The organism is Streptomyces sp. NPDC048417 (assembly GCF_040651615.1).
Classification (GTDB): domain Bacteria; phylum Actinomycetota; class Actinomycetes; order Streptomycetales; family Streptomycetaceae; genus Streptomyces.
On sequence record NZ_JBEZKI010000003.1, the window covers coordinates 85,265 to 107,952 of the forward strand.

The 22,688-nt window shown below is 71.8% G+C and carries 19 protein-coding genes and 1 pseudogene; 10 read left to right on the plus strand and 10 right to left on the minus strand.

Annotated features, from left to right (window positions below; all coding sequences use genetic code 11):
- The first annotated feature begins 339 nt into the window (after positions 1-339).
- On the plus strand, positions 340-1,290 hold the full coding sequence (locus tag AB0D59_RS05340) for an oxidoreductase (RefSeq protein ID WP_362561045.1): 951 nt from the start codon (positions 340-342) through the stop codon (positions 1,288-1,290).
- A 29-nt stretch (positions 1,291-1,319) separates the two neighbouring features.
- Here the strand turns inward: AB0D59_RS05340 and AB0D59_RS05345 are convergent.
- Positions 1,320-1,830 (minus strand): annotated as a pseudogene (locus tag AB0D59_RS05345) (endonuclease/exonuclease/phosphatase family protein).
- A gap of 89 nt (positions 1,831-1,919) precedes the next feature.
- Between AB0D59_RS05345 and AB0D59_RS05350 the strand changes: the two are divergent.
- Positions 1,920-2,306: a nitroreductase/quinone reductase family protein gene (locus AB0D59_RS05350; protein WP_362561048.1), complete on the plus strand. Its 387-nt coding sequence runs from the start codon at positions 1,920-1,922 to the stop codon at positions 2,304-2,306.
- A 3-nt stretch (positions 2,307-2,309) separates the two neighbouring features.
- Here the strand turns inward: AB0D59_RS05350 and AB0D59_RS05355 are convergent, their stop codons facing one another.
- From AB0D59_RS05355 to AB0D59_RS05385, 7 genes are all read right to left on the minus strand, one after another.
- Complete coding sequence (locus AB0D59_RS05355; RefSeq protein ID WP_362561050.1) at positions 2,310-2,864, minus strand: DUF3455 domain-containing protein; 555 nt, start codon at positions 2,862-2,864, stop codon at positions 2,310-2,312.
- Positions 2,865-3,221: 357 nt separating this feature from the next.
- Entirely contained in the window at positions 3,222-4,148 is a 927-nt protein-coding gene (locus AB0D59_RS05360) for an NAD(P)H-binding protein (protein ID WP_362561052.1), read from the minus strand.
- Positions 4,149-4,267: 119 nt separating this feature from the next.
- Positions 4,268-5,746: an aldehyde dehydrogenase family protein gene (locus AB0D59_RS05365; protein WP_362561055.1), complete on the minus strand. Its 1,479-nt coding sequence runs from the start codon at positions 5,744-5,746 to the stop codon at positions 4,268-4,270.
- Positions 5,743-7,464, minus strand: a complete 1,722-nt coding sequence (locus AB0D59_RS05370; protein ID WP_362561058.1) for a D-aminoacylase — start codon at positions 7,462-7,464, stop codon at positions 5,743-5,745. Before AB0D59_RS05370 ends, AB0D59_RS05365 begins: the two co-directional genes overlap by 4 nt.
- Before the next feature lie 96 nt (positions 7,465-7,560).
- A complete protein-coding gene (locus AB0D59_RS05375) occupies positions 7,561-8,679 on the minus strand; it encodes an LLM class flavin-dependent oxidoreductase (protein ID WP_362561061.1) in 1,119 nt (372 codons plus the stop codon).
- 98 nt (positions 8,680-8,777) lie between these two features.
- Positions 8,778-9,548, minus strand: coding sequence for an SDR family oxidoreductase (locus AB0D59_RS05380; RefSeq protein ID WP_362561064.1), 771 nt, complete (start codon positions 9,546-9,548; stop codon positions 8,778-8,780).
- Between the two features lie 12 nt (positions 9,549-9,560).
- On the minus strand, positions 9,561-10,466 hold the full coding sequence (locus AB0D59_RS05385) for an LLM class F420-dependent oxidoreductase (protein ID WP_362561692.1): 906 nt from the start codon (positions 10,464-10,466) through the stop codon (positions 9,561-9,563).
- A 342-nt stretch (positions 10,467-10,808) separates the two neighbouring features.
- On the opposite strand from AB0D59_RS05385, the gene AB0D59_RS05390 reads away from it, so the two are divergent.
- Positions 10,809-11,687, plus strand: coding sequence for a hypothetical protein (locus AB0D59_RS05390; protein WP_362561066.1), 879 nt, complete (start codon positions 10,809-10,811; stop codon positions 11,685-11,687).
- Between the two features lie 51 nt (positions 11,688-11,738).
- On the opposite strand, the gene AB0D59_RS05395 is transcribed toward AB0D59_RS05390, so the two are convergent.
- On the minus strand, positions 11,739-12,983 hold the full coding sequence (locus AB0D59_RS05395; RefSeq protein WP_362561069.1) for an amidohydrolase family protein: 1,245 nt from the start codon (positions 12,981-12,983) through the stop codon (positions 11,739-11,741).
- 298 nt (positions 12,984-13,281) lie between these two features.
- Between AB0D59_RS05395 and AB0D59_RS05400 the strand changes: the two genes are divergently transcribed.
- The 4 genes from AB0D59_RS05400 (at position 13,282) to AB0D59_RS05415 (ending at position 18,165) form a co-directional block, all read left to right on the plus strand.
- Complete coding sequence (locus AB0D59_RS05400; RefSeq protein WP_362561071.1) at positions 13,282-16,230, plus strand: BTAD domain-containing putative transcriptional regulator; 2,949 nt, start codon at positions 13,282-13,284, stop codon at positions 16,228-16,230.
- A gap of 217 nt (positions 16,231-16,447) precedes the next feature.
- Positions 16,448-16,666 (plus strand): hypothetical protein, encoded by a 219-nt coding sequence (locus AB0D59_RS05405; RefSeq protein WP_362561074.1) that lies wholly within the window; start codon positions 16,448-16,450, stop codon positions 16,664-16,666.
- Between the two features lie 221 nt (positions 16,667-16,887).
- Positions 16,888-17,055: a hypothetical protein gene (locus tag AB0D59_RS05410; RefSeq protein WP_362561076.1), complete on the plus strand. Its 168-nt coding sequence runs from the start codon at positions 16,888-16,890 to the stop codon at positions 17,053-17,055.
- A 183-nt stretch (positions 17,056-17,238) separates the two neighbouring features.
- Positions 17,239-18,165 (plus strand): hypothetical protein, encoded by a 927-nt coding sequence (locus tag AB0D59_RS05415; protein ID WP_362561079.1) that lies wholly within the window; start codon positions 17,239-17,241, stop codon positions 18,163-18,165.
- 177 nt (positions 18,166-18,342) lie between these two features.
- Here the strand turns inward: AB0D59_RS05415 and AB0D59_RS05420 are convergent, their stop codons facing one another.
- Positions 18,343-19,908: a FadD3 family acyl-CoA ligase gene (locus AB0D59_RS05420; RefSeq protein WP_362561695.1), complete on the minus strand. Its 1,566-nt coding sequence runs from the start codon at positions 19,906-19,908 to the stop codon at positions 18,343-18,345.
- 120 nt (positions 19,909-20,028) lie between these two features.
- On the opposite strand from AB0D59_RS05420, the gene AB0D59_RS05425 reads away from it, so the two are divergent.
- Genes AB0D59_RS05425 through AB0D59_RS05435 form a run of 3 tightly spaced genes read left to right on the plus strand, consistent with a single transcriptional unit; the run spans position 20,029 to position 22,368 of the window.
- A complete protein-coding gene (locus AB0D59_RS05425) occupies positions 20,029-21,183 on the plus strand; it encodes a lipid-transfer protein (protein ID WP_362561081.1) in 1,155 nt (384 codons plus the stop codon).
- Position 21,184: 1 nt separating this feature from the next.
- Entirely contained in the window at positions 21,185-21,598 is a 414-nt protein-coding gene (locus AB0D59_RS05430) for an OB-fold domain-containing protein (protein ID WP_362561084.1), read from the plus strand.
- Positions 21,595-22,368, plus strand: a complete 774-nt coding sequence (locus AB0D59_RS05435; protein ID WP_362561087.1) for an enoyl-CoA hydratase/isomerase family protein — start codon at positions 21,595-21,597, stop codon at positions 22,366-22,368. Before AB0D59_RS05430 ends, AB0D59_RS05435 begins: the two co-directional genes overlap by 4 nt.
- Positions 22,369-22,688 lie beyond the last annotated feature (320 nt).

Below are 22,688 nucleotides of genomic sequence, written 5' to 3' on the forward strand. Positions count from 1 at the left end.
ATCAGCGGCTGAGCCCTGGCGTGACCTTCTGCCGGTGGGGGCCTCGTGGGTGACGCGCAGTCGAAGGCCGAGTCGTACGCGGCGATCCGCCGAGACCGCCGGATGGGCACGTCGTTGCGGGCCCTGGACGGCAAGTGGCCCGAGCCGCGGAAGAAGCAGCCGCACGAGGCCTGGGTTTCCCCCCTGCCCGACGTCCTCTCTCTCCAAGCCCAACGGCCGTGTACCCAAGGTTAGTTCCCGATAGAAGTGTGACGTTCCGCCCCGCCATTTGGCCTGTCGCGGCAGGCCGCGACCGGCCCATACTCCAGGACCTGACGAACCGACAGGCGAAGGAGCACGGTGAGTGCAGCAGCGGGAGCAGCAGGGACCTGGATGCTCGGGGATCTGGAGGTCAACCGCATCGGCTACGGCGCGATGCGGCTGACGGGCAACGGGATGATGGGGAACTCCGACGGCGCGCCGATCGACCGCGATGTCGCCGTCGGCCTGCTGCACAGCGCGTTCGAGCAGGGGGTCAACCACGTCGACACGGCGGCCTTCTACTTCTCGCCGCTGCGGTCCGCCAACGAGCTCGTCAACCGCGCCCTCTCGTCCTGGCGCGGCGACGTGGTCGTGGTGACCAAAGTGGGCCCGGCGCGCGATCCCTCCGGGGAGTGGCTCTACCGGGCCCGCCCCGACCAGCTGCGCGGCCAGGTCGAGGAGAACCTGCGCCAGCTCGGCCGGGACCACCTGGACGTGGTGAACCTGCGCGTCGACGGCCCCCGCACGGCCTCGGTCGCCGAGCACTTCGGCGCCCTCGCCGAGCTGCGCGAGGCCGGTCTGATCCGGCACCTCGGGCTCTCCGGTGTCCTGCCCAAGCACGTGGTCGAGGCCCGGACGATCGCGCCCGTGGTGTGCGTGCAGAACTCCTACGGCCTGGACTGGCGCCGCGCCGACGAGAGCGGGCTGGTGGACCTGTGCGGGGAGCAGGGCATCGCATTCGTCCCGTTCTTCGCGGTCTCCGGCCTGCGGCGCGAGGCAGCCGCGGACCAGGAGCGCGACGCACGCGTCCACTCCGTCGCCCGCGCCCATGACGCCACGCCGGCCCAGGTACGGCTCGCATGGACCCTCCACCGCGGACCACACGTGCTGGCCATTCCCGGCACCACGAACCCGGCACACCTCGCGGAGAACATCGCCGCCGGCACCCTGCGACTGACCGAGGGAGAGCTGGCCGTCCTCGACAGGCAGGGCGAGGGCACCGCCCTGGCCCCTGCCGGCGATACTCGCTCGCATTCCCCGCTGCGTTGAACCCCGGACGCGCTGCGCGCTGCCTGAAGTCAAACGCCGGACAGTGAGCCCGCACGGCCGCCGTCCGCCAGATCCGCGACGACCGCCGCGTGGTCCGACGGCCACACCCCGTCGACCGGACCGTCCCCGGCCCGCCGTACGGCCAGTACCGTGCCGATGCCGCCGGGGCCGGCCGGGGCGCCGACGTGGATGTAGTCGACGCGGACGCTGGGGCCGAGGCCCGGGGGGACTCTGTGGCGCCGGCAGTCGCAGCACCTCGCTGTCGGCCACCGGCCACCGGCTCAGCACCGCGTTGCCGATCTCGGTGCCCGGCTCCCCGACCCGCCGCTGCCAGCGCTCGGAGGCCGGGAAGGCGGCCCAGGCCCAGTGCAGGCCGAGTTCACCGGCGAGCCATCCGGCGAGGTTCTCGCCGTCGGCCGCCCACACCTCCTGCAGGCCGACCACGTCCGGCCGCAGCTCGCGCAGCACGGCGAGGATCGCCTTCTGCCGTTCGGCCCAGGGCCAGAAGCGCCACCACAGATTCCAGGTCACGATCCGCACGGGGGCACCGTCTCTCGTCCAGAAGGCGTGAGAGACATTGAAGACGACCGTCGGTACCGAAGGACAGCAGAACAGGAGACCGTGGAACCATGTCGGATCGCAGATTCCGGATCACCACCGCGTTCCAGCGGAACGTCGCCAACCCGCTGACCCGCCTCATGCCCTTCCAGACGCTGCTGGAGACCACCGGACGGGTCTCCGGGCAGCCTCGGCGGACGCCGCTGGGCGGGAAGCGGGTCGGGGACGGCTTCTGGCTGGTGTCGGAGTTCGGGACGAAGTCCCAGTACGTGCGGAACATCCAGGCCGATCCGCGGGTGCGGGTGCGGATCGGTGGGCGGTGGCACCACGGCACCGCCCACCTGCTGCCCGATGACGACCCGGTCGCCCGCCTGCGCACCCTGCCCAAGGGCAACAGCGCTGCCGTGAAGATGCTGGGGACTCAGTTGCTGACGATCCGGGTCGACCTCACCGACTGAGGGTCACTCGGCGGCCTTGTAGAACGCGTACGTCGCGGAGTACGGCACCGAGACCTGGTCGGTGCCGGTGCAGGCGGCGGCCGGGGCGACGCCGCCCTCCGTGTTCAGGCGCTGGACGTAGGTGACGCCCTCGAACGTCCCGGCGCCGCGGGTGGCCGTGGCCTTCAGGAGCAGCTCGGGGATGGTGCCCTCCTTGGGGGAGGTGACGAGCGCCGAGGCGTTGACCGCGCTGCCGTCGACCGTGGAGACCCAGACCGGGCCACGGGAGTGCAGGGCGACCGGGCGGTGGGCGCGGTCCCTCTTGTCGGAGAGGGTGGCGGCGGGCTCCAGGAGCTTCCAGGCGCCGTCGGTGCAGGTGTAGGTCTGTACGCCGTGCGCGGAGTAGACGCCGGTCAGCTTGTTGCCGTCGGGCACCGCCAGCGCGGCGGGGGCGTGCACCGCCGGGAGGGCGGCGGGCTTCGCGGACGCGGCCTGGACGACCGTCGTGCCGAGCAGGGTGGCGGCGGCCGCGGCGGCGACGGCCGTGGTGGTCAGGGCGATTCTCTTGGCGTGCTTCATGGAGTGGTCTCCAGGGATTTCGTGCGTGTCAGAGGAAGGGAGCGGCCGGACATCGACGAACCGGAAACCGGCCGTCCCCCTTGTCATGTTCGAACCCTACGGATCCGCCACCGCTTCCGGAGCCGATTGCCCCATCCCTGCCCGCGCGGGACGCCTCCCGGACCCCAAAGGGCAAGCGAACAGCCCTCGTTGACACCTCATGCCCGACGACGCCGGGGCCCGGCCGCGCACCGTGCCCGGGGCAACAGCGCGGCCGTGCGGCTGCTCGGGACGAACCTGCTGACGGTGCGGGTGGATCTGGACGGCTGAGCGACGCGGGGGCGGGCCGCCGGGCCCGCTCTGCTGCCGTCCCGGCGGCTACCCCTGCCCTGCCTCCGGTCCCGGCGTGGCTTCGAGCAGGCTGTCGAAGCCCGACGGCGGGCGGCCCAGGAGTTCCGTGACGTCGCCGGTCGCCCGGTCGTAGCGGTTCTCCCCGTGCAGCCGGGCCATCGTGGCGATGTGGTCGAAGAGATGCGGGGTCAGGCCCAGCGGCTTGAGGTCGTGCTCGATCCACTCGTCGTACGGCACGTCGACGTACGTCACGGTGCGGCCCAGCAAGGCGGAGAACTCGGCGGCGATCGCGGCCATGTCCCGGGAGGCGGCGCCGGTCAGTTCGTAGACCCGGCCGACCGGTGGTGACGGGTCGAGCAGCAACCGGGCGACCACCGCGGCCACGTCGCGGGCGGCCACCGGCGAGGTGCGTGCGGTGCCGAAGGGGAGGCGGATGGTGCCGTCACGCCGGATGGAGGCCACGGCGAGCATGCCGAAGAGCGGGTTCTCCATGAACACCGTCGGCCGGACGTGGACGACCGGCAGCCCGGACCAGTTGAGGACGTGTTCGCAGAGCCAGTGCAGCCGCTGCTGGTGCGACTCCGCGCTGCTGGTGAGGCTCATCTGGGAGACGGTCATCTGTGACATGTGCACCAGCAGTTCGAGGTGCCCGCCCGCAAGGGCCGCCGCCGCCACGGTCGCCGTGGCCTCCAGGTAGTCGGGCGACGGGCTCATCCCGAAGTAGGCCCTGCGGCACCCCTCCAGGGCCGCCACCACGTCCGCCCCACGCGTGAGGTCACCGACCACCACCTCGACGCCGTCGACGGCCCGCAGCGCGGTGGCACGGTCGTCGTCGTGGTGGACGAGGGCCCGGACCGGCACCCCGTGTCGGCGCAGCTGCGTGAGGACCCTCCCGCCCACTCCCCCGACGCCACCGGCGGCACCGGTGACCAGGATCGGATCAGTACTCGGCAAGACGTCCTCCCGCAGTCGGCAACCCGCCCCGCCTTTCTACGGCACGCCGACCGCCTCCCGGCACACCCCGCCGCGCGGACCACACGGCAGGAGTAGCGGCCGTCGCCGACGCGGTCCCCTCACCCCGGCCAGACGATCGCCTGCACCTCGCTGTAGGCGTGCAGGGCGTACGAGCCGACGTCCCGGCCCACCCCGCTCTTCTTGAAGCCGCCGAAGGGGGCCTCCATGTTCCGCCCGACGGTGTTGATCCCGACGCCCCCCGCCCGAAGCCGCCGTGCCACCCGGAAGGCGCGGGCCACGTCTCCCGACCAGACGTAGTCGATGAGGCCGTAGTCGGAGTCGTTGGCGAGGGCGATGCCCTCCTCCTCCTCGTCGAAGGGGATGACGGAGACGACCGGGCCGAAGATCTCCTCGCGGGCGGCGCGCATGTCGTTACGGCAGTCGGCGAGTACCGCGGGCCCGAGATAGAACCCCCGTTCCAGGGGCGGTCGTTCGCCGCCCGTCACCACCGTCGCGCCCTCCTTCCCAGCGAGTTCGACGTACGACTCCACCCGCGCCCGGTGTTCGGCCGTGATCAGCGGTCCGACCACCGTGTCCGGTTCCGCCGGGTCGCCCACCTTCAACCTGCTCGCGTAGGCGGCGAGTTGCTCCACGAGCCGGTCGTACAACGGTCGCTGCACCAGTACCCGCGTGGGCGCCGTGCAGATCTGCCCGCTGTAGAAGGAGAAGGTGGTGCCGATGCCCGCCACCGCCGAGCCGACGTCCGCGTCCGCGAAGACGACCGCCGCGCCCTTCCCGCCCAGCTCCATCAGCTGCCGTTTCATGTCCCGCCCGCACACCTCGGCGATGCGCTGCCCGACGGCCGTGGACCCGGTGAAGCTCACCATGTCGACGTCGGGCGAGGCCACGGCGGTCTCGCCGACGCCGGTCGACCGTCCGGAGACGACGTTCACCACGCCGGGCGGGGCGCCCGCCGCCTCCAGTGCCTCCGCCATGCGGTAGACGGAGAGCGGGTCCTGCGGGGCCGGTTTCACCACCACCGTGTTGCCCATGGCCAGCGCCGGTGCGACCTTGCCCGCCGGATTCGCCCAGGGGTTGTTGTACGACGTGATGCAGCTGACCACGCCCACCGGCTGGCGCACGGCCAGCGCGCCCATCACCCCGGCCCTTCCCATCGGCCCGGCCTCGTTGATCTGCGGCGGGATCGCCCACTCGGCGGGTTCGACGGTGGCGTAGCGGCGGAACCGGGCCGCGGCCACCCCCACCTGCATCGCCCGGGCGGTCCCGGTGGTCGCGCCGGTCTCCGCCCGGGCCAGGTCGGCGTACTCCTTCAGCCGGCCCCGGATGATGTCGGCGGCCCGGCCGAGCATCGCCGCCCGCTCCGCCGCCGGCGTCCGCGACCAGCCGTCGAAGGCCTCCCGGGCGGCCGCGCAGGCGGCCAGGACCTGCGCCTCGGAGGCCTCGGGGGCCCAGCCGACGGTCCCTTCGGTCGCCGGGTCGACGACGGCGTAGTGCCCGCCGTCGGGGTCCACCCAGCGCCCCCCGACGAACAGCCGCTGCCCGACGAACAGCCGTTGCCCGTCAGCCGTGTCACTCACCGGGTGCTCACCGTCCTGGTGTCCCGCCCGGAGCGCAGCACCGTCCCGGGTACGGCACCGCTGACGACGTCGTCGCGGATGGCCTCGACCCCGTTCACCCAGACCGCCCGCACCCCGATCGCCTTCGCGTCCAGGCGGGGGCTGTCTCCCGGCAGGTCGTGCACCAGGGTGGCCTGGCCGGCGGCGATCCGTTCCGGGTCGAAGAGCACGAGGTCCGCATGCCAGCCCTCCGCGATCCGGCCCCGCTCCCGGAGCCCGAAGAGCCGGGCGGGATCGTCGGTCAGCATCTTCACCGCCTGTTCCAGGCCGAGCAGCTTCCGGCCGCGCAGACAGTCGCCGAGGAACCGGGTCGTGTACGGCGCCCCGCACATCCGGTCCAGATGCGCTCCCGCGTCGGACCCGCCCAGCAGCACGTCCTCGTGCTGCCAGGTCTCGGCGCGCAGGGCCCAGGAGGCGGGGTCGTTGTCGGTGGGCATGGGCCACAGGACCGTACGGAGTCCGTCGGCCGCGCAGATCTCGACCAGGCAGTGGAAGGGGTCCTGTCCGCGCTCCGCCGCGATGTCCTTGACCACCCGGCCCGACAGCCCGGCGTTGGCCTCGCTGTAGGTGTCGCCGATGACGTACCGGCCGAAGTTCGCCAGCCGCCGGAAGACGCCCGCCTCCTTGGAGTTGGCGCGCCGCAGCATCTCGGTCCGCACCTCGGCGTCCCGCAACCTCTCGATCCGCTCCGGTACCGGCAGCCCGAGGATCGGGCCCCAGCCGGGGATCAGGTTCAGCGCGCAGAAGGTGCCCAGGGACATGTTCATCGGCGTGAGGATCGGCATGGTCAGCGCCACGACCCGGCCGCCCGCCTTCCGGGCCCGCTCGCTCGCCTGGAGCTGGCGGGGCACCCGCTCCGGCACGGCCGCGTCCACGGTGAGCACGTTCCAGTTCAGGGGCCGCCCGGCCACCGCGCTCATCTCGGCGAACAACTCGATCTCGGCGTCGCTGAACTGGTCGAGGCAGCCGGCGACGATCGCCTCGATCTGCGTGCCCTCGTGCTCCCCGACGGCCCGCGAGAGGGCCAGCAGTTCCGCCGGGCGGGCGTGCCGGGAGGCGACCGGCTGTCCGTCCCCGTCCGAGTGCGTGCTGGACTGGGTGGTGGAGAAACCCCAGGCGCCCGCGTCCATGGCCTCGTGCAACAGCCGTACGATCTCGGCGAGTTGCTCCTCGCTGGGCTGTCCGCCGACCGCGTCCGGCCCCATCACGTACCGGCGCAGGGCACAGTGCCCGACCATGAACCCGGCGTTGACGGCGATCCGCCCCTCCAGCGCGTCCAGATACTCCCCGAAGCCACGCCAGCTCCAGGGCGCCCCCTCCTCCAGCGCGACCAGCGACATCCCCTCGACCTTGGACATCATGCGGCGCGTGTAGTCGGCGTCCCCCGGCTTCAGCGGCGCGAGGGTGAACCCGCAGTTCCCGGCGGCGACCGTCGTCACCCCGTGGTTGAGAGAGGGGGTCGCGTACGGGTCCCAGAAGAGCTGGGCGTCGTAGTGGGTGTGGGGGTCGACGAACCCGGGGGCGAGGACGAGCCCGGTGGCGTCCTCGGACGTCCTGGACTCCTCGGTGACGGTACCGATGACGGCGATCCGGCCGTCGCGTATGCCGACGTCGGCGGTGAAGGCGGGTGCACCCGTCCCGTCGACGACGGTCGCGCCCTTGATGAGGTGATCAAGCATGGGGGCTCCCTTTGAAACTGCGGGGCGTTGTCCTACCTGAAGGGGCGCGGGGAACTGCGCGACCAGCCCCCACGCACCCGCAGCCGCCGTACGACCTCAGGCAGCCTCGCGGAACCGCGAAGTCCGGTGAACGGGATCCGTGTCGATCTTCGGAATCACGTGCTCCCCGATCAGCCGGATCGTCTGCAGCGTCTCCTCCTTCGGCACCCCCACCGGCAGCCCGAAGCTCAACTGGTCCGCCCCGGCCTGCTCCCACCGCTTGCACTGCCGCAGCACCTCGTCCGGGTCTCCGCAGATCAGCAGCTCCTCCTCGACGAGCAGCTCCACGAACTCCGGCGTGTACTCCGGCAGCGTCTCCGGCCACACCGGGAAGCCCTCGGGCCGCGGGAACGTGTCGTGGTACCGGAACACCAGCGAGGGGAGGTAGTGCAGGCCGCCGGACGCCGCGATCCGGATCGCCTCGTCGTGGGTCGGCGCGCAGATCGCCGTCGTCGTCACCATCACGTTGTCGTTGACGAAGTCGCCCACCGGCTCCGCGTTCACGATCGCCGTCTTGTACTGCTCGAGCACCCACTCCATGTCGGAGACCTTCTGGATGCTGAAGCCGAGCACGCCCAGCCCCTTCTTCGCCGCCATGGCGTACGACGGCGGTGACCCGGCCGCGTACCACATCGCCGGGTGGGACTTGCCGTACGGCTTCGGCAGCACCTTGCGCGGCGGCAGCTGCCAGTGCTTGCCCTGGAAGCCGGTGTACTCGTCCTGGAGCCACATCTTGGGGAACTCGGCGATGGTCTCCTCCCAGATCTCCTTGGTGTAGTTCATGTCGGTGATGCCCGGCAGGAACCCGAGGATCTCGTGGGAGCCGGCGCCGCGTCCGCTGCCGAACTCGAAGCGGTTGCCGGTGAGGTGGTCGAGCATGGCGACCTTCTCGGCGACCTTCACCGGGTGGTTGACCTGGGCGAGGGGGTTGAAGATGCCCGAGCCGAGGTGGATGCGCTCGGTCGCGTGCGCGAGGTAGCCGAGGAAGACGTCGTTCGCCGACAGGTGCGAGTACTCGTCCAGGAAGTGGTGCTCGGAGGCCCAGGCGTACTTGAAGCCGGACTTGTCCGCCTCGATGACGTACTCGGTCTCCTCCATCAGTGCCTTGTGCTCGGCCAGCGGGTCGGTCTCGGCGCGCTTGCCCACGTATCCCTGTACAAAGAGCCCGAATTCCAAGGCGGTTCACCGTCCCATATTGCCTGACGCTCCGTCAGATACTGTTCGTTGGCCGACTGTCGCACCGGCCGCTGCCACCGTCAATAGCTGATGGACCGTCAGATTACCGAGACCCCGGCCAGCCAGCCCCCGTCGATCACGAACGGCTGCCCGGTGATGTACGACGAGTCGTCCGAGGTCAGGAACAGCGCCAGCCTGGCCACCTCCTCCGCCCGCCCGATCCGGCCCAGCGGCACCAGCTTGCGGTACAGCTCGTCCAGGGCCCGGCTCATCTCCTCCGGGTCGGCGGTGGGGTCGAGCCGCGCCGGGTTGGACATCGCGGTGTCGATGGCGCCCGGGCAGATCGCGTTGACGCGTATCCGCCGGCCGGCCAGCTCCAGCGAGGCGACCCGGGTGAGCCCGAGCACCGCGTGCTTGGTCGCGGCGTAGGTGCCGACGGCCGCCATGCCGGTGAGCGCGGTGTAGGACGCGGTGTTGACGATGGTCCCGCCGTCGGCCAGCTCCGGTGCCACCGTCTTCATGCCCAGGAAGCAACCGACCTGGTTGACCTGCACGACCTGCATGAACTCGTCGAGGGGGGTGTCCACGAGCGCGTTGAACCGCAGGATGCCCGCGTTGTTCACCAGCCCGTCGAGCCGGCCGTACGCCTGCTTCGTGGCGGCGACGGCGGCCTGCCACTCCTCCTCCACGCCCACGTCCAGGTGGACGTAGCGTGCCCCGATCTCCTTGGCGAGCGCCTCGCCCAGGTCGTCCAGCACATCCGCCACGACCACGCTCGCGCCCTCCTCGACGAAGAGCCGCGCCTCCTGCTCGCCCTGTCCGCGCGCCGCCCCGGTGACGATGACGACCCGCCCGTCCAGCTTGCCCATGCCACCCGCTCCTCAGCTCAGCCGGGGCGCGACGTCCGCCCCGAACACGCCTATCTGGTCGATGAGTTCGGCCCGGCTCCGGCTGCGGAACCGCACCTGGATCTGGTGCACGCCCATCGCGCCGTAGGCCCGCAGCGACTCGGCGAGGGCCTCCGGGGTGCCGCTGAGGGTGCGGCGGCCCACCTCCCAGTCCGGTGTGCCGACGTACAACGGTTCGGTGATCGCGCCGACCAGCAGCGGCTCCGTCACCCCGGCCTCCTCGCGCAGCCGCCGCAGCCGGGCGATCTGCGCCGGGAGCCGGTCCCTCGGGTCACCCTGCGGCAGCCAGCCGTCGCCCTTGAGCGCGGCCCGTCGTACGGCGGCCGGTGACGAGCCGCCGACCCACACCGGCACCCGTCGCTGCGCGGGCCGGGGCCGCTGCCCCAGCCCCTCGAAGTCGTAGAACTTCCCGTGGTGGGACGGGAACTCATCCGGCCCGAGCGCCTGCCGCAGCGCGTCGATCGCCTCGTCGAGCACCGCGCCCCGCTGCCCGAAGTCCACCCCCAGGACCTCGAACTCCTCCCGCACATGCCCCGCCCCGACCCCGAGGATCAGCCGGCCGCCGGAGAGGTGGTCGAGGGTCGCGTACTGCTTGGCGGACAGGAGGGGATGCCGGAGTCCCACGACGGCGACATGGCTGAGCAGGCGTACCCGCTCGGTCACGGCAGCCAGGTGGGCCAGGGTGGCGACCGGGTCGTACCAGACCGTGCTCATGGCGGCGGCGAGGCGGTGCGGGATCGCCACGTGGTCGCAGACGGCGAGGTAGGCGAAGCCGGCGTGCTCGGCGGCGCGGGCGATCGCCAGCAGGTCCGCCGGACCGGCGGCGGCCTCCCAGGGCTCCGCGTAGATGGTGGACTGGGACTGGACGGGGAGTTGCATCCCGTACGCCGGGCGCCCGTCCGGCAGGGCTTGGATGGACACACGTCCTCCTGGACCTGATGGACCGAATCTGATGCCGAATCTGATGGCGAATCTGATGCCGAATCTGATGGACCGTCACATCAGAGCTGTCGGAGACATCGTCTTGCCTGACGCTCCGTCAGACAAGAGGCGGGGACGATGATCGTCCGGTGAAGGATGTCCACCTCTCTGACCGATTGACCCGGGGCCGTCGTGGTCATGTCCCGGACCTGTCACCGGGTGAGGGCGGCCCGGCCGGGGCTCGTACTGGCTGGCGACGACTCGGGGGGTCCGGGTCGCACCGGACACGGGGAGACCGACATGATCCGCAACCGCATCGCCGCGCTGGCCGCCACCGCCGTCGCCGCGTCCCTGCTGCTGACCGCCTGCAACGCCACCGACGAGGCCGCCTCGGCGGCCAAGGACGGGGTCGGCACCGCACTGCAGAGCCTGCACTTCAACAGCGGCACCGCGAAGCAGAACCACGCACCCGCCAACACCGGCGACTGGGCCACCGGCGCCGGCAAGCCGGCGGCGACCCCGGCCGCCAAGAAGTGGGTGCAGTTGAGCGCGTCCCGGGCGGGCGACCTGAACCCGGTCGTCGTCAACGGCGCGGGCTTCACCCTCTACCGCTTCGACAAGGACACCGCGAACCCGTCCAAGTCCAACTGCAACGACGCCTGCGCGACCACCTGGCCGCCCGTCGTCGTCGCCCCGGGCGGCAAGATCTTCGTCGACGGGGTGGACAAGTCCGACGTCGGCGTGGTCAAGCGGGCCGACGGCAACCTCCAGGTGACCGTCGGCGGCTGGCCGGTCTACCGCTTCAGCAAGGACCTCAAGCCCGGCGACACCAACGGGCAGGGCGTGGGCGGCACCTGGTTCGGCGTGACGCCGGACGGGCAGAAGGCCGGGGTCCAGGAGCAGGGCGGCACCGGCGGCACCGGGACCGGTACGGCCGCCTCGACCAGCGTCGTCCTCTCCGACGAGACCAACTTCGGCGACCCCTCCGAGGGCCTGGCCGGCTCCGGCTGCCAGAACGTCGCCCGTGACGACTCCGCCTCCTCCCTCCGGGCCTCCGGCAGCCTGAAGATCTGGTCGGAGAAGAACTGCAAGGGCGAGTCCAAGGTGGTCCAGGGCGACATCGCCGACCTGGCGTCGATCGGGTTCGACAACAAGATCTCGTCGGTGTTCCTCGGCTGACGCCGGGCGGCCCCGGGCCGGTGCACCGTGGGCGGGGCGGCCGGACGATCCTCACCGGGTCGCGGCCTGCCCCGCCCACAGCCCGTCGGCCGTCAGCCCCAGCAGTTCGATCGCGTTCCCCCGCACGATCCTCTCCACCACGTCCGGGGCGAGGTGACCCATCTGGGCCTCGCCGACCTCGCGTGACTTCGGCCAGGTGGAGTCGGAGTGCGGGTAGTCGGTCTCGTAGAGGACGTTGCCGACGCCGATGGCGTCCAGGTTCCGCAGGCCGAAGGCGTCGTCGAAGAAGCAGCCGTAGACGTGCTCGGCGAAGAGTTCGGAGGGCGGGCGGGTGACCTTGTCGGCGACGCCGCCCCAGGCGCGGTTCTCCTCCCACACGACGTCGGCGCGCTCCAGGATGTAGGGGATCCAGCCGATCTGGCCCTCCGCGTACATCACCTTCAGGTCCGGGAAGCGCTCGAACTTGCCGCTCATCAGCCAGTCGACCATCGAGAAGCAGCAGTTGGCGAAGGTGATCGTGGAGCCGACGGCCGGCGGGGCGTCGGCGGAGGTGGAGGGCATCCGGCTGCTGGAGCCGATGTGCATGGCGACGACCGTGCCGGTCTCGTCGCAGGCGGCGAGGAAGGGGTCCCAGTCGTCGGTGTGGACGGAGGGCAGCCCGAGGTGCGGGGGGATCTCGGAGAAGGCGACGGCGCGGACACCCCGGGCCGCGTTCCGGCGGACCTCGGCGGCGGCCAGTCCGGCGTCCCACAGCGGGATGAGGGCGAGGGGTATCTGACGCCCCTGGGCCAGCGGTCCGCACCACTCCTCCACCATCCAGTCGTTGTAGGCCTGGACGCAGAGCAGGGCCAGCTCGCGGTCCTTGGCCTCGGTGAAGGTCTGCCCGCAGAAGCGCGGGAAGGTCGGGAAGCAGAGCGCGGACTGGACGTGGTTGACGTCCATGTCGGCGAGCCGCTGCGGGACGTCGTACGACCCGGCCCGCATCTGCTCGTAGGTGATCACTTCGAGCTTGATCTCGTCCCGGGAGTAGCCGACGGCGGTGTCGAGGCGGGTGAGGGGGCGGTGCAGGTCCTCGTAGATCCACCAGTCGCCGATGGGGCCGTCCTCACCCGGCCTGCCCATGACGGGCTTGAACCGGCCGCCGAGAAAGCTCATTTCCTTCAGCGGGGCCCGGACTATGCGCGGCCCGGTGTCCAGGTACTTCTTCGGGAGGCGGGACTGCCAGACGTCCGGCGGCTCCACGGTGTGGTCGTCGACGGAGATGATCAGCGGAAAGGTGCCATTTGGGGTGTCCATGGCGCTCACGGTAGCGCCGATCTGACGAACCGTCAGCTACGCGGAAGACGGCTCGTCAGGCGATACGGCGATGGCGGCCCACTTCCCCGGCGGGATTCACCGACTCCGGTGCGGAGGACGTCGATCTGCCCGCGGAATCGTTCCGCCAGACGTCCGCCCTGCTGGCGGGGGTCGCGGCCGTGTGAAGACTGTGTGGACCACCGTGTGTCGCCCTGTGATCGGTGTCTCCCCCGACTGACGCGGCCCGCCCGGACAAGGCAGACTGACGGGGTGAAGCGGGATGTCTAGGGGGACGGGCATGGACGGTGGACCACGGGTACCGGAGCAGCGGCGCGCCCCCTCCTCGACGGAGGCGGCGGCGTTGCGCTTCAGTGTGCTCGGTCCGGTGCGCGCCTGGCGTGCCGAGGAACCCCTCAACACCGGCTCCCCGCAGCAACGCGCCCTGCTCGCCGCCCTGTTGCTGCGCGAGGGCCGGACGGCGACCGCGGCCGAGCTGATCGACGCCCTGTGGGGTCCCGAGCCGCCGTCGCAGGCACTGGCGGCGGTGCGCACGTACGCGTCCCGGCTACGCAAGGTCCTGGACCCGGGGGTCCTGGTCAGCGAGTCCGGCGGGTACGCGATGCGCGGACTCGGCGAGGGCGCCCTGGACCTGGCGGTCGCCCAGGACCTGGCGGCGGAGGCGGAGAAGGCGAAGAGCGCCGGGGACCTGCACCAGGCACGGGAGGTGCTCGGGCGGGCGCTCGGCCAGTGGGACGGCGAGCCGCTGGCCGGAGTGCCGGGGCCGTACGCGGAGACTCAGCGGGTCCGCCTGGAGGAACTGCGACTGCAACTCCTCGAAACCCGGCTAGACATGGACCTGGAACAGGGCTGCCACGCGGAGGCGGTCTCCGAGTTGACGGCCCTCACCGCGGCCCATCCCCTCCGCGAGCGCTTCCGCGAACTCCTCATGCTCGCCCTGTACCGCAGCGGCCGGCAGGCGGAGGCCCTCGCGGTGTACGCGGACACCCGCCGTCTGCTGGCAGAGGAGCTGGGCGTCGACCCGCGCCCCGGCCTGCGCGAACTCCAGCAGCGCATCCTCCAGGCCGACCCGGCCCTCGCGGAGCCCTCGACCCCGGCGGCGGAACCCAGCGCCGTCCAGGTCCGCCCCGCCCAACTCCCCGCCACCGTGCCCGACTTCACCGGACGCACCGCCTTCGTCACGGAGCTGAGCGAGGTGCTGGCGTCGGCCGAGGGCCGGGTGATGGCCGTATCGGCGCTGGCGGGCATCGGGGGCGTCGGCAAGACGACCCTCGCCGTGCACGTCGCCCACCAGGCCCGGTCCGCCTTCCCGGACGGCCAGCTCTACGTCGACCTGCAGGGGGCCGGCCCCCGCGCCGCGGAGCCGGAGACGGTACTGGGTTCCTTCCTGCGCGCCCTGGGCACCCCGGACTCCGCCATCCCCGACTCCCTGGAGGAGCGTTCGGCGCTGTACCGCTCGGTCCTGGACGGCCGCCGTGTCCTCGTCCTCCTCGACAACGCGAAGGACGCGGCCCAGGTACGCCCCCTGCTTCCCGGCATGGAAGGCTGCGCGGCCCTGGTCACCGCCCGGGTACGGATGGTGGACCTGGCCGGGGCGCACCTGGTGGACCTGGACGTGATGTCCCCCGACGAGGCGCTGCAGCTCTTCACGAAGATCGTCGGTGCGGAGCGGGTCGCCGCCGAGCGCGAGGCGGCCCTCGACGTGGTGGCGGCCTGCGGTTTCCTCCCCCTCGCCATCCGCATCGCCGCGTCCCGCCTCGCGGCCCGCCGCACCTGGACGGTCTCCGTCCTCGCGGCGAAGCTCGCCGACGAACGCCGCCGCCTCGACGAACTCCAGGCCGGCGACCTGGCGGTGAAGGCGACCTTCGAACTCGGCTACGGCCAGCTGGAACCGGCGCAGGCCCGCGCGTTCCGCCTGCTGGGCCTGGCGGACGGCCCGGACATGTCGCTGGCGGCCGCGGCAGCCGTCCTGAACCTCCCGCAGGACAAGGCCGAGGATCTCCTCGAGACCCTCGTCGACACGTCCCTCCTCGAGTCGGCGGCCCCCGGCCGCTACCGCTTCCACGACCTTGTACGGCTCTACGCGCGTGCGTGCGCGGAACGCGACGAACATCCCCCCAGCGAACGCGAGGCGGCCATGTCCCGCCTGCTGGACTTCTACCTTGCGACGGCGGCGGGGGTGTACGCGATCGAGCGGCCGGGGGACCGGCTGGTGAACCATCTGGAGCCGACCACTTACCCCGGCCTCGTCTTCACGTCGCCACGCGCGGCCCAGGACTGGCTCTACAACGAGGCCAACTGCGTCATGGCGTGCGTCCGGCAGTCCGCCGTCTCCCAGGGACTGCGCCGAGCCGTCGACCTCCTCTGGGCCGCCAAGGACCTCGCCGAGTCGGGGGCCAACGCCCGTGAGTACGAGGTCGCCGCGACGACCGTACGGGACGCGGCACACGCCGCGGGCGACACCCGCGTCGAAGGACGCGCCCGTACCACTCTGACCAACGTGCATCTGGTCGCGGGTCGCTTCGACGACGCCGACGCCGAGGCGCGCCTCGCCATGAAGCTGGCCGACGACGCCCACGACCCGCTGCCCAACTGCTGGGCCCCCAACGACCGCGGCATCATCGCCATCTACCAGAACCGGCACGCCGACGGCGAGACCTACCTGCAGCAGGCCATCGACAACTTCCGGGCCGACGGCAACCACGTCGGCGAGGCGAGCGCCCTGTGCAACCTCTCCCGGATCCGGCTCGCCATGGGACGGACCGCGAGCGCGATCGAACTCGCCCAGCAGGGCATCGACATCTACGACCGTATGGGCCTGACCCTGCGGCTCGCCAACGGCCGGTACGCGCTGGGCATCGCGCTCACCCAGGCCGGGCGCCTGGCGGAGGCACTCGACCAGCTCACCGACTCGCTGGCTCTGTTCCACGACAACCGACAGCCCCTGTGGGAAGGCGTCACGCACTTCCGCATCGCCGAAGTGCACCTCGCGGCGGACCGCTTCGCCCTCTCGGCACAGCACGCGGAGCAGGCGATCGCACTGCGCGGCATCGGCGGCGAGTGGCGTCGCGGGACGGTGCTCACGGTCCTCGGCAAGGCGCTGGCCAGGCTCGGTCAGCCCGACCGCGCGAACGCCTGCTGGCGCGAGGCCCTCTCCATCTACGAACAGCTGGGCTCAGCCGAGGCGACCGGGGTACGCGCCCTGCTGGCCCCGGCCTCGGCCGCTTAGGCCCTGCTCCGCTAGGGGCGGCCGGCACCGTTCATCGTTCGTTTATCGCGGGTCGGCACTCTTACATCCATCGATCCGTCGCGTCGGGGGGCAGGCGGATCGCGGAGGGGCCACACCGTTTAGGGTGAACGGCCCACACGCCCGTCCGACGGCCCCCGGGGGAGTCGTCGGACGGGCTACTTCCAGCTTTCAGCACGACTTGCCGGAGTTGATGATCATGCCGCAGGACGAGAAGACCACCGACGTAATCAAGCCGCTCGACAACCACGCCTCCATCATCGAGGAAGACCTCCTCGACGCCTCGAAGGCGGCCGCAACGGTGACCGTGCAGCCGTCCGAGGACGACGAGAAGATCACCACCCTGGACAACCACGCGTCGAGCGAGCCGGCCACGGCCGTCCTTCTGGACAACCACGCCTCCGGCGAATCTGCCTGACCCCACCCGACGGGGGATCGGCCGCGACGAGCGGCCAGCACGGGGGATCGCGGGGGACATATCGGCCGCGGCGGCACCGAGGGGGAAGCCGCCGCGGCCAACGCGTGTTCAAGGAGAGGTTTAGGTCAATGCGTGGCGTGAACCGTTCGAACCGATCGAACAGGCCGCGCCCTGAACTAACGTCACCTGTGTTCGGATCTCCCCTCCCTACAGGAGTCGAAGTGACCCGTACCAAGAAGATCGTCGCCACCGTCGCCCTCGTGCTCGGCGCAACCGCCGCCGCTGCGAGCCCGGCGCTGGCCGAGAACCACGCCACTGTCACCCCCGCTGAGAACCACGCCACGATCGTCACCCCCGCCGAGAACCACGCCACCGCCGTCTCGGTGTAAGGCCATAGGGGAACGACGCACTCATCGTCTGACGGGGCCGGTTCCTCAACGGCCCCGTCACCCGGCACCTTGTGTATGCCCGCGCGGGCCGGGCGGTCCCTCGATCTGCGTCATGGCCCCGGTCGGTCGCCGGGTTGTCCACAGGTTCGCGGGACGGGTCGACGTCTCTGGGACGCTGGGCCCGTGGAACGCGAGGAACTGGGGCCGCTCGTCGAAGGCGGCGTGCTGCTCACCTCGCGCGCGCTGGCGGCCGGTTGGCCGCGTCGGTCCCTCTTCCGACGGCTCGAGGCGGAGGGATGGAGCCGCGTCCGGGCCGGGGCCTGGGCCGAACCGGGGGCTCTGGTCGATCAGTTCGTGCGGCTGAGGGCGACCCAGCTCGTCAGCCCGCAGCTCGTCGTCAGCCATCGCTCGGCAGCCTGCCTCTGGCGGATCGAGACGCTCGACTCGGGCTCCCGGACATCCCTGGACTTCACCGACCCGGACCTCGCATTCCGGCAGAGCGTCCCCCACGTACGAGTACATCGCACCCCGCTCACCGAGGCCGAGGTCGTCGAGCGGTCGGGGCTGCGGGTCACCGATGTGCCGCGTACGCTCGCCGACCTCCTCCGCGCCGGCCCCAGGGACAACGCCGTCGTCGCCGTCGAATCCGCGCTCGGCTACCGCCGGGTCGGCGCGGAACGCCGGGCTCCGCTCACCGCTCCGGCCGCCGTCTCCATCGCCCTCGAGGCCCCGCTCCGTGGGGCGGCACGCGCCCGGACCTGGCTGAACCTCGTCGACCGCGGCTCCGGCTCCCCCGCCGAGACGGTCGCCCGCCTGCACATGCACGACGCCGGCCTCCGCCCCGAGACGCAGGCAGAGGTGCAGCCCCGTGGCGGCTCCCGCCGTTACCTCGACTTCCTGTTCCGGGCCGAGGGACTGGCCGTGGAGATCGAGGGTTACGCCTACCACGGCACACGAGAGGCCCACCGCCGGGACGTCTCCCGCTTCAACCAGATCCTCCAGTGCCCCGAAGTCCGACGCCTGCTCCGCTTCACAGCAGAGGACGTCTTCCACCGCCCGACTTGGATGATCACCGAAATCCGCACAACCCTGACCACCCTCACCCGGTAGTCGCAAACCCGTAAGCCAGCGATTGGGGGATCTGTGCCATGGCCGGGTTCCAGCTGCCCACGTTTTCCTGGGCCACGCATCGCGCCGCCGGCACAGATCCTCCCAACAGATCCTGCTATTGGGGGAGGGCAGCCCGCAATCCGACGCCGCCCGCACCCGCACCCGCACCCGCCCTGTCTAGGCCCGCAACTCCCCCTTCACCACCTTCCCGCTCGCGTTCCGCGGCAGCTCCGCCACGAACTCCACCACCCGCGGCACCTTGTAGTTCGCCATCTCGCGGCGGGCCCAGGCGATCAGGTCGTCCCCGGTCAGCACCGAGCCCCGGCGGCGCACCACGAACGCCCGGCCGACCTCGCCCAGCCGCCCGTCCGGTACGCCGATCACCGCCACGTCCGCCACATCCGGGTGCAGGCCCAGCAGTTGCTCTATCTCCGCCGGGTAGGCGTTGAAGCCGCCGACGATGAACATGTCCTTCAGGCGGTCGGTGATGCGGAGGTTGCCGGCCGCGTCCAGGACGCCGACGTCGCCCGTGCGCAGCCAGCCGTCCGCCGTCAGGGTCTCGGCGGTCGCGGTCGCGTCCTCGTAGTAGCCGCGCATGACGTTGAAGCCGCGGACCAGTACCTCGCCCGGTTCGCCCGGCGCCGCGTCCACCCGTACCTCCGTGCCGGGGATCGCCCGCCCCGACGTCGAGGCGATCACCGAAGGGGGGTCCCCGCGGCGGCACATCGTCACGATGCCGCTCGCCTCCGAGAGGCCGTACGCCGTCAGCACCGTCTCGACGCCCAGTTCGCCGCGCAGGCGCTCGACGAGGAGCAGGGGTACGACCGCCGCTCCCGTCACCACCAGCCGCAGCGCCGAGAGGTCATGGGTGTCGCGCGCCGGGTGGTCGAGGAGCGACTGGTGGAGGGTCGGGGGACCGGGCAGTACCGAGACCCGTTCCGCCGCGACGTTCGCCAGCACCGTCTCCACGTCGAACACCGGCTGCGGGATCATCGTCGCGCCCCGCATCAGGCAGGCGATCACCCCGGCCTTGTAGCCGAACGTGTGGAAGAAGGGGTTCACGATCAGGTAGCGGTCGTCCGTGCGCAGGCCCGCCAGGTCGGCCCACACCTCGTAGGCCCGCAGGGTCTGCGCGTGCGTGATCACCGCGCCCTTGGGGCGGCCCGTCGTACCGGAGGTGAAGACGATGTCGGAGAGCGAGTCGCCGGTCAGCCCGGCCGCGCGGGCGGCGACTTCACCGGCCGCCACGCCCTCCCCGGCCGCCAGGAAGTCCTTCCAGGTGCGGAAGTCCACCGGCGCGTCCTCCGACAGCACCACCACGTCCCGCAGCAGCGACAGCCCCGGCAGCGGGCCCGGGGAGTCCCCCTCCGCGGCCGCCCGCCTGAGCGAGGCCACGTACGACGTGCCCAGGAACGTCCCCGTCACGAACAGCAGGCGCGCCCCGCTCCGCCGCAGCACGTCCGCCGCCTCCGCGCCCTTGAAGCGGGTGTTCAGCGGGACCAGCACCCCGCCCGCCGAGACCGCGCCCAGCGCCGCGACGATCCAGTCCAGGGAGTTGGGCGCCCAGAGGGCCACCCGGTCACCCACCTCGACGCCGGCGGCCATACAGGCGGCCGCCGCCCGTTCCACCCGGGCGCCCAGCTCGGCGTAGGTGATGCGGGTACGGCCGTCCACCACCGCCTCGGTGTCCGGGTACCGCCGGGCCGCCGACCGCACCAGCCCCGGCACGGTCCCCCACTCCATGTCACCGCGCACAACGGCCTCCCCAGGCGAGAGCACAGAACGCATAGCTGACGGTACGTCAGATTAGCTGTAGCCTGACGGACTGTCAGCAGCCCTTCAGCAGCTCGCGGAGGTGTGCACATGGCCGGGATCCGGGACGCCACCGCCATCGTCGGGATCGGACAGACCCCCTTCGCCAAGCGGCTCGACGAGGACGAGCGGACCCTCGCCTGCCGTGCCGTCCTCGCCGCCCTCGACGACGCCGGGATCGCCCCCGCCGAGGTCGACGCCCTCGCCTCCTTCACCATGGAGGAGACCGACGAGGTGGAGCTGGCCAAGGCGGTCGGCTTCGGGGACCTGACCTTCTTCAGCAAGGTCGGCTACGGGGGCGGCGGCTCCTGCGCCACCGTCGCCCACCTCGCCACGGCGATCGCCTCCGGGCAGGCCACGGTCGGGGTCGCCTGGCGGTCACGGAAGCGGGGCAGCGGCCCCCGCCCCTGGACCAACACCACCGTCCAGCTCCCCACCCCCGCCCAGTGGACCCGGCCCTTCGGCCTGCTCCGGCCCGCCGACGAGATAGCCATGCTCACCCGCCGCTACATGCACGAGTACGGCGCCACCCGCGACCACCTCTTCAACGTCGCCCTCGCCTGCCGCAACCGCGCCAACCAGAACCCCGCCGCCGTCATGTACGACCGCCCCCTGACCCGCGAGATGTACATGACCTCCCGGTGGATCAGCGAGCCTCTCTGCCTCTTCGACAACTGTCTGGAGACGGACGGTGCGTTGGCGTGCGTGGTGGTCAGCAGGGAGCGCGCCCGCGACTGCGCCCGGAAACCCGTCTACGTCCACTCCGCCGCCCAGGGCCTCCCCGCCCAGCACCACGGCATGGTCAACTACTGGAACGACGACCCGCTCACCGGGCCGGCCTGGACCGCCGCCCGGCACCTGTGGAAGCACGCCGACTTCACCCCCGAGGACGTCGACGTGGCCCAGATCTACGACGCCTTCAGCGCGCTGATCCCACTCTCCCTGGAGGGATACGGCTTCTGCGGCAGAGGGGAAGGCGGGGCCTTCACCGAGCAGGGGGCGCTGGAGATCGGCGGGCGGCTGCCCGTCAACACCGGGGGCGGCGGGCTAAGCGAGGCCTACGTGCACGGGTTCAACCTCATCACCGAGGGCGTCAAGCAGCTGCGCGGCACGAGTACCGCCCAGGTCCCCGGCGCCGCCACCTGCCTGGTCACCGCGGGCGAGGGTGTGCCGACGTCCGCCCTCCTCCTCACCAACCGGAGCTGAGATGCTGCGACCGGCCATCGACACCGACGGCGCACCCTTCTGGGAGTACGCGGCACTCGGCGAACTCCGCGTCCAGGCCTGCGTCGACTGCCACGAGCCCCGCTTCCCGCCTCGCCCTTGCTGCCCGCACTGCCAGTCCTTCGCGAGCGAGTGGCGGCCGACGAGCGGCCGGGGGCGGATCTGGTCGTACGTCGTCCCGCACCCGCCGCTGCTCCCCGAGTACGCGGCCCAGGCGCCGTACAACGTCGTGGTCGTGGAGCTGGCGGACATGCCGCGCATACGCCTGGTGGGGAACCTGGTCAGCGCGGCCGGGGCACCGCTCGACTCCCTCTCCCCCGACCGGATCCGGATCGGCGCCCGGGTGCAGGCGGTGTTCGCGGACGGCCTTCCGCAGTGGGTCCTGGAGCGGCCGTGAGCCTGCGCCTGGACACGGACAAGGACACCGGCGTCGCCGTCCTCACCCTCGACCGCCCTGCGAAGCTCAACGCCATCGACCTCGCGACCGCCGCCGAACTCTCCGCCACCTGGCGGGCGTTGCGCTTCGACGACGCCGTACGGGCCGTCGTCCTCACCGGCACCGGCGGGCGCGCCTTCAGCACCGGTCTTGACCGGGACGCCGTCGTGCCGCAGCCGTCCTCGCCGTACAGCCAGGACGATCCGCTGATCGCGATCGGCCCCAAGACGAACGACCTGTGGAAGCCGGTGATCGCCGCCGTGGCCGGGATGGCCTGCGGAGGTGCCTTCTACCTCCTCGGCGAGGCGGACTTCGTCATCGCCGACGAGACCGCCGCCTTCTTCGACCCGCACACCTCCTACGGCATGGTCAGCGCGTACGAGTCCGTGCTGATGGCACAGCGGATGCCGTACGGGGAGGTGGCCCGGCTGGTGCTGATGGGCAACGCCGAGCGCATCTCGGCCCGGCGGGCGTACGAGGTGGGGCTGGTGTCCGAAGTGACCGAACCGGGGCAGGCGTTGGCGGCGGCCGTGCGGTGCGCGACCGTGATCGCCGGGTATCCGGCCGAGGGCGTGCAGGGGAGCGTGCGGGCGCTGTGGGCGGCGAAGGAGGCGGCGCGGGAGCGGGGGTACGGGCAGGCGCCGTACCTGATCGCGCTCGGGAACCTGCCGGACGACCGGCAGGCCGAGCTGTTCGCGAACCGGTCCCGGACCACGCCCCGTATCCGCTGAGTCACCGCGTGGCGGCGGTGGGCCGTCGGGCGTAGCGTTCGCTGTGGGAGCCGACTCCCACCCCGAGCGACGGCCGCCGTGCAGAGCCCTTCCGTGCGGCCGACCGGTACGACGGCCGTCCCGGGCAGGACGTGAGCGCGCCAGAGGGTGCGACGCTGTGCCGCCGGGTGCCGCCGGGCCAGCGCGGGTGCGTCGTGGCTGGTCGCGCAGTTCCCCGCGCCGCTGACGGGGCGCTGCTCCAGCTCCCCTTCTTTATAGGGGCGCGGAGAACAGCGCGAACGCCTCCCCACCACGTTCTTTTAACGCCCCCACGTTTTCAG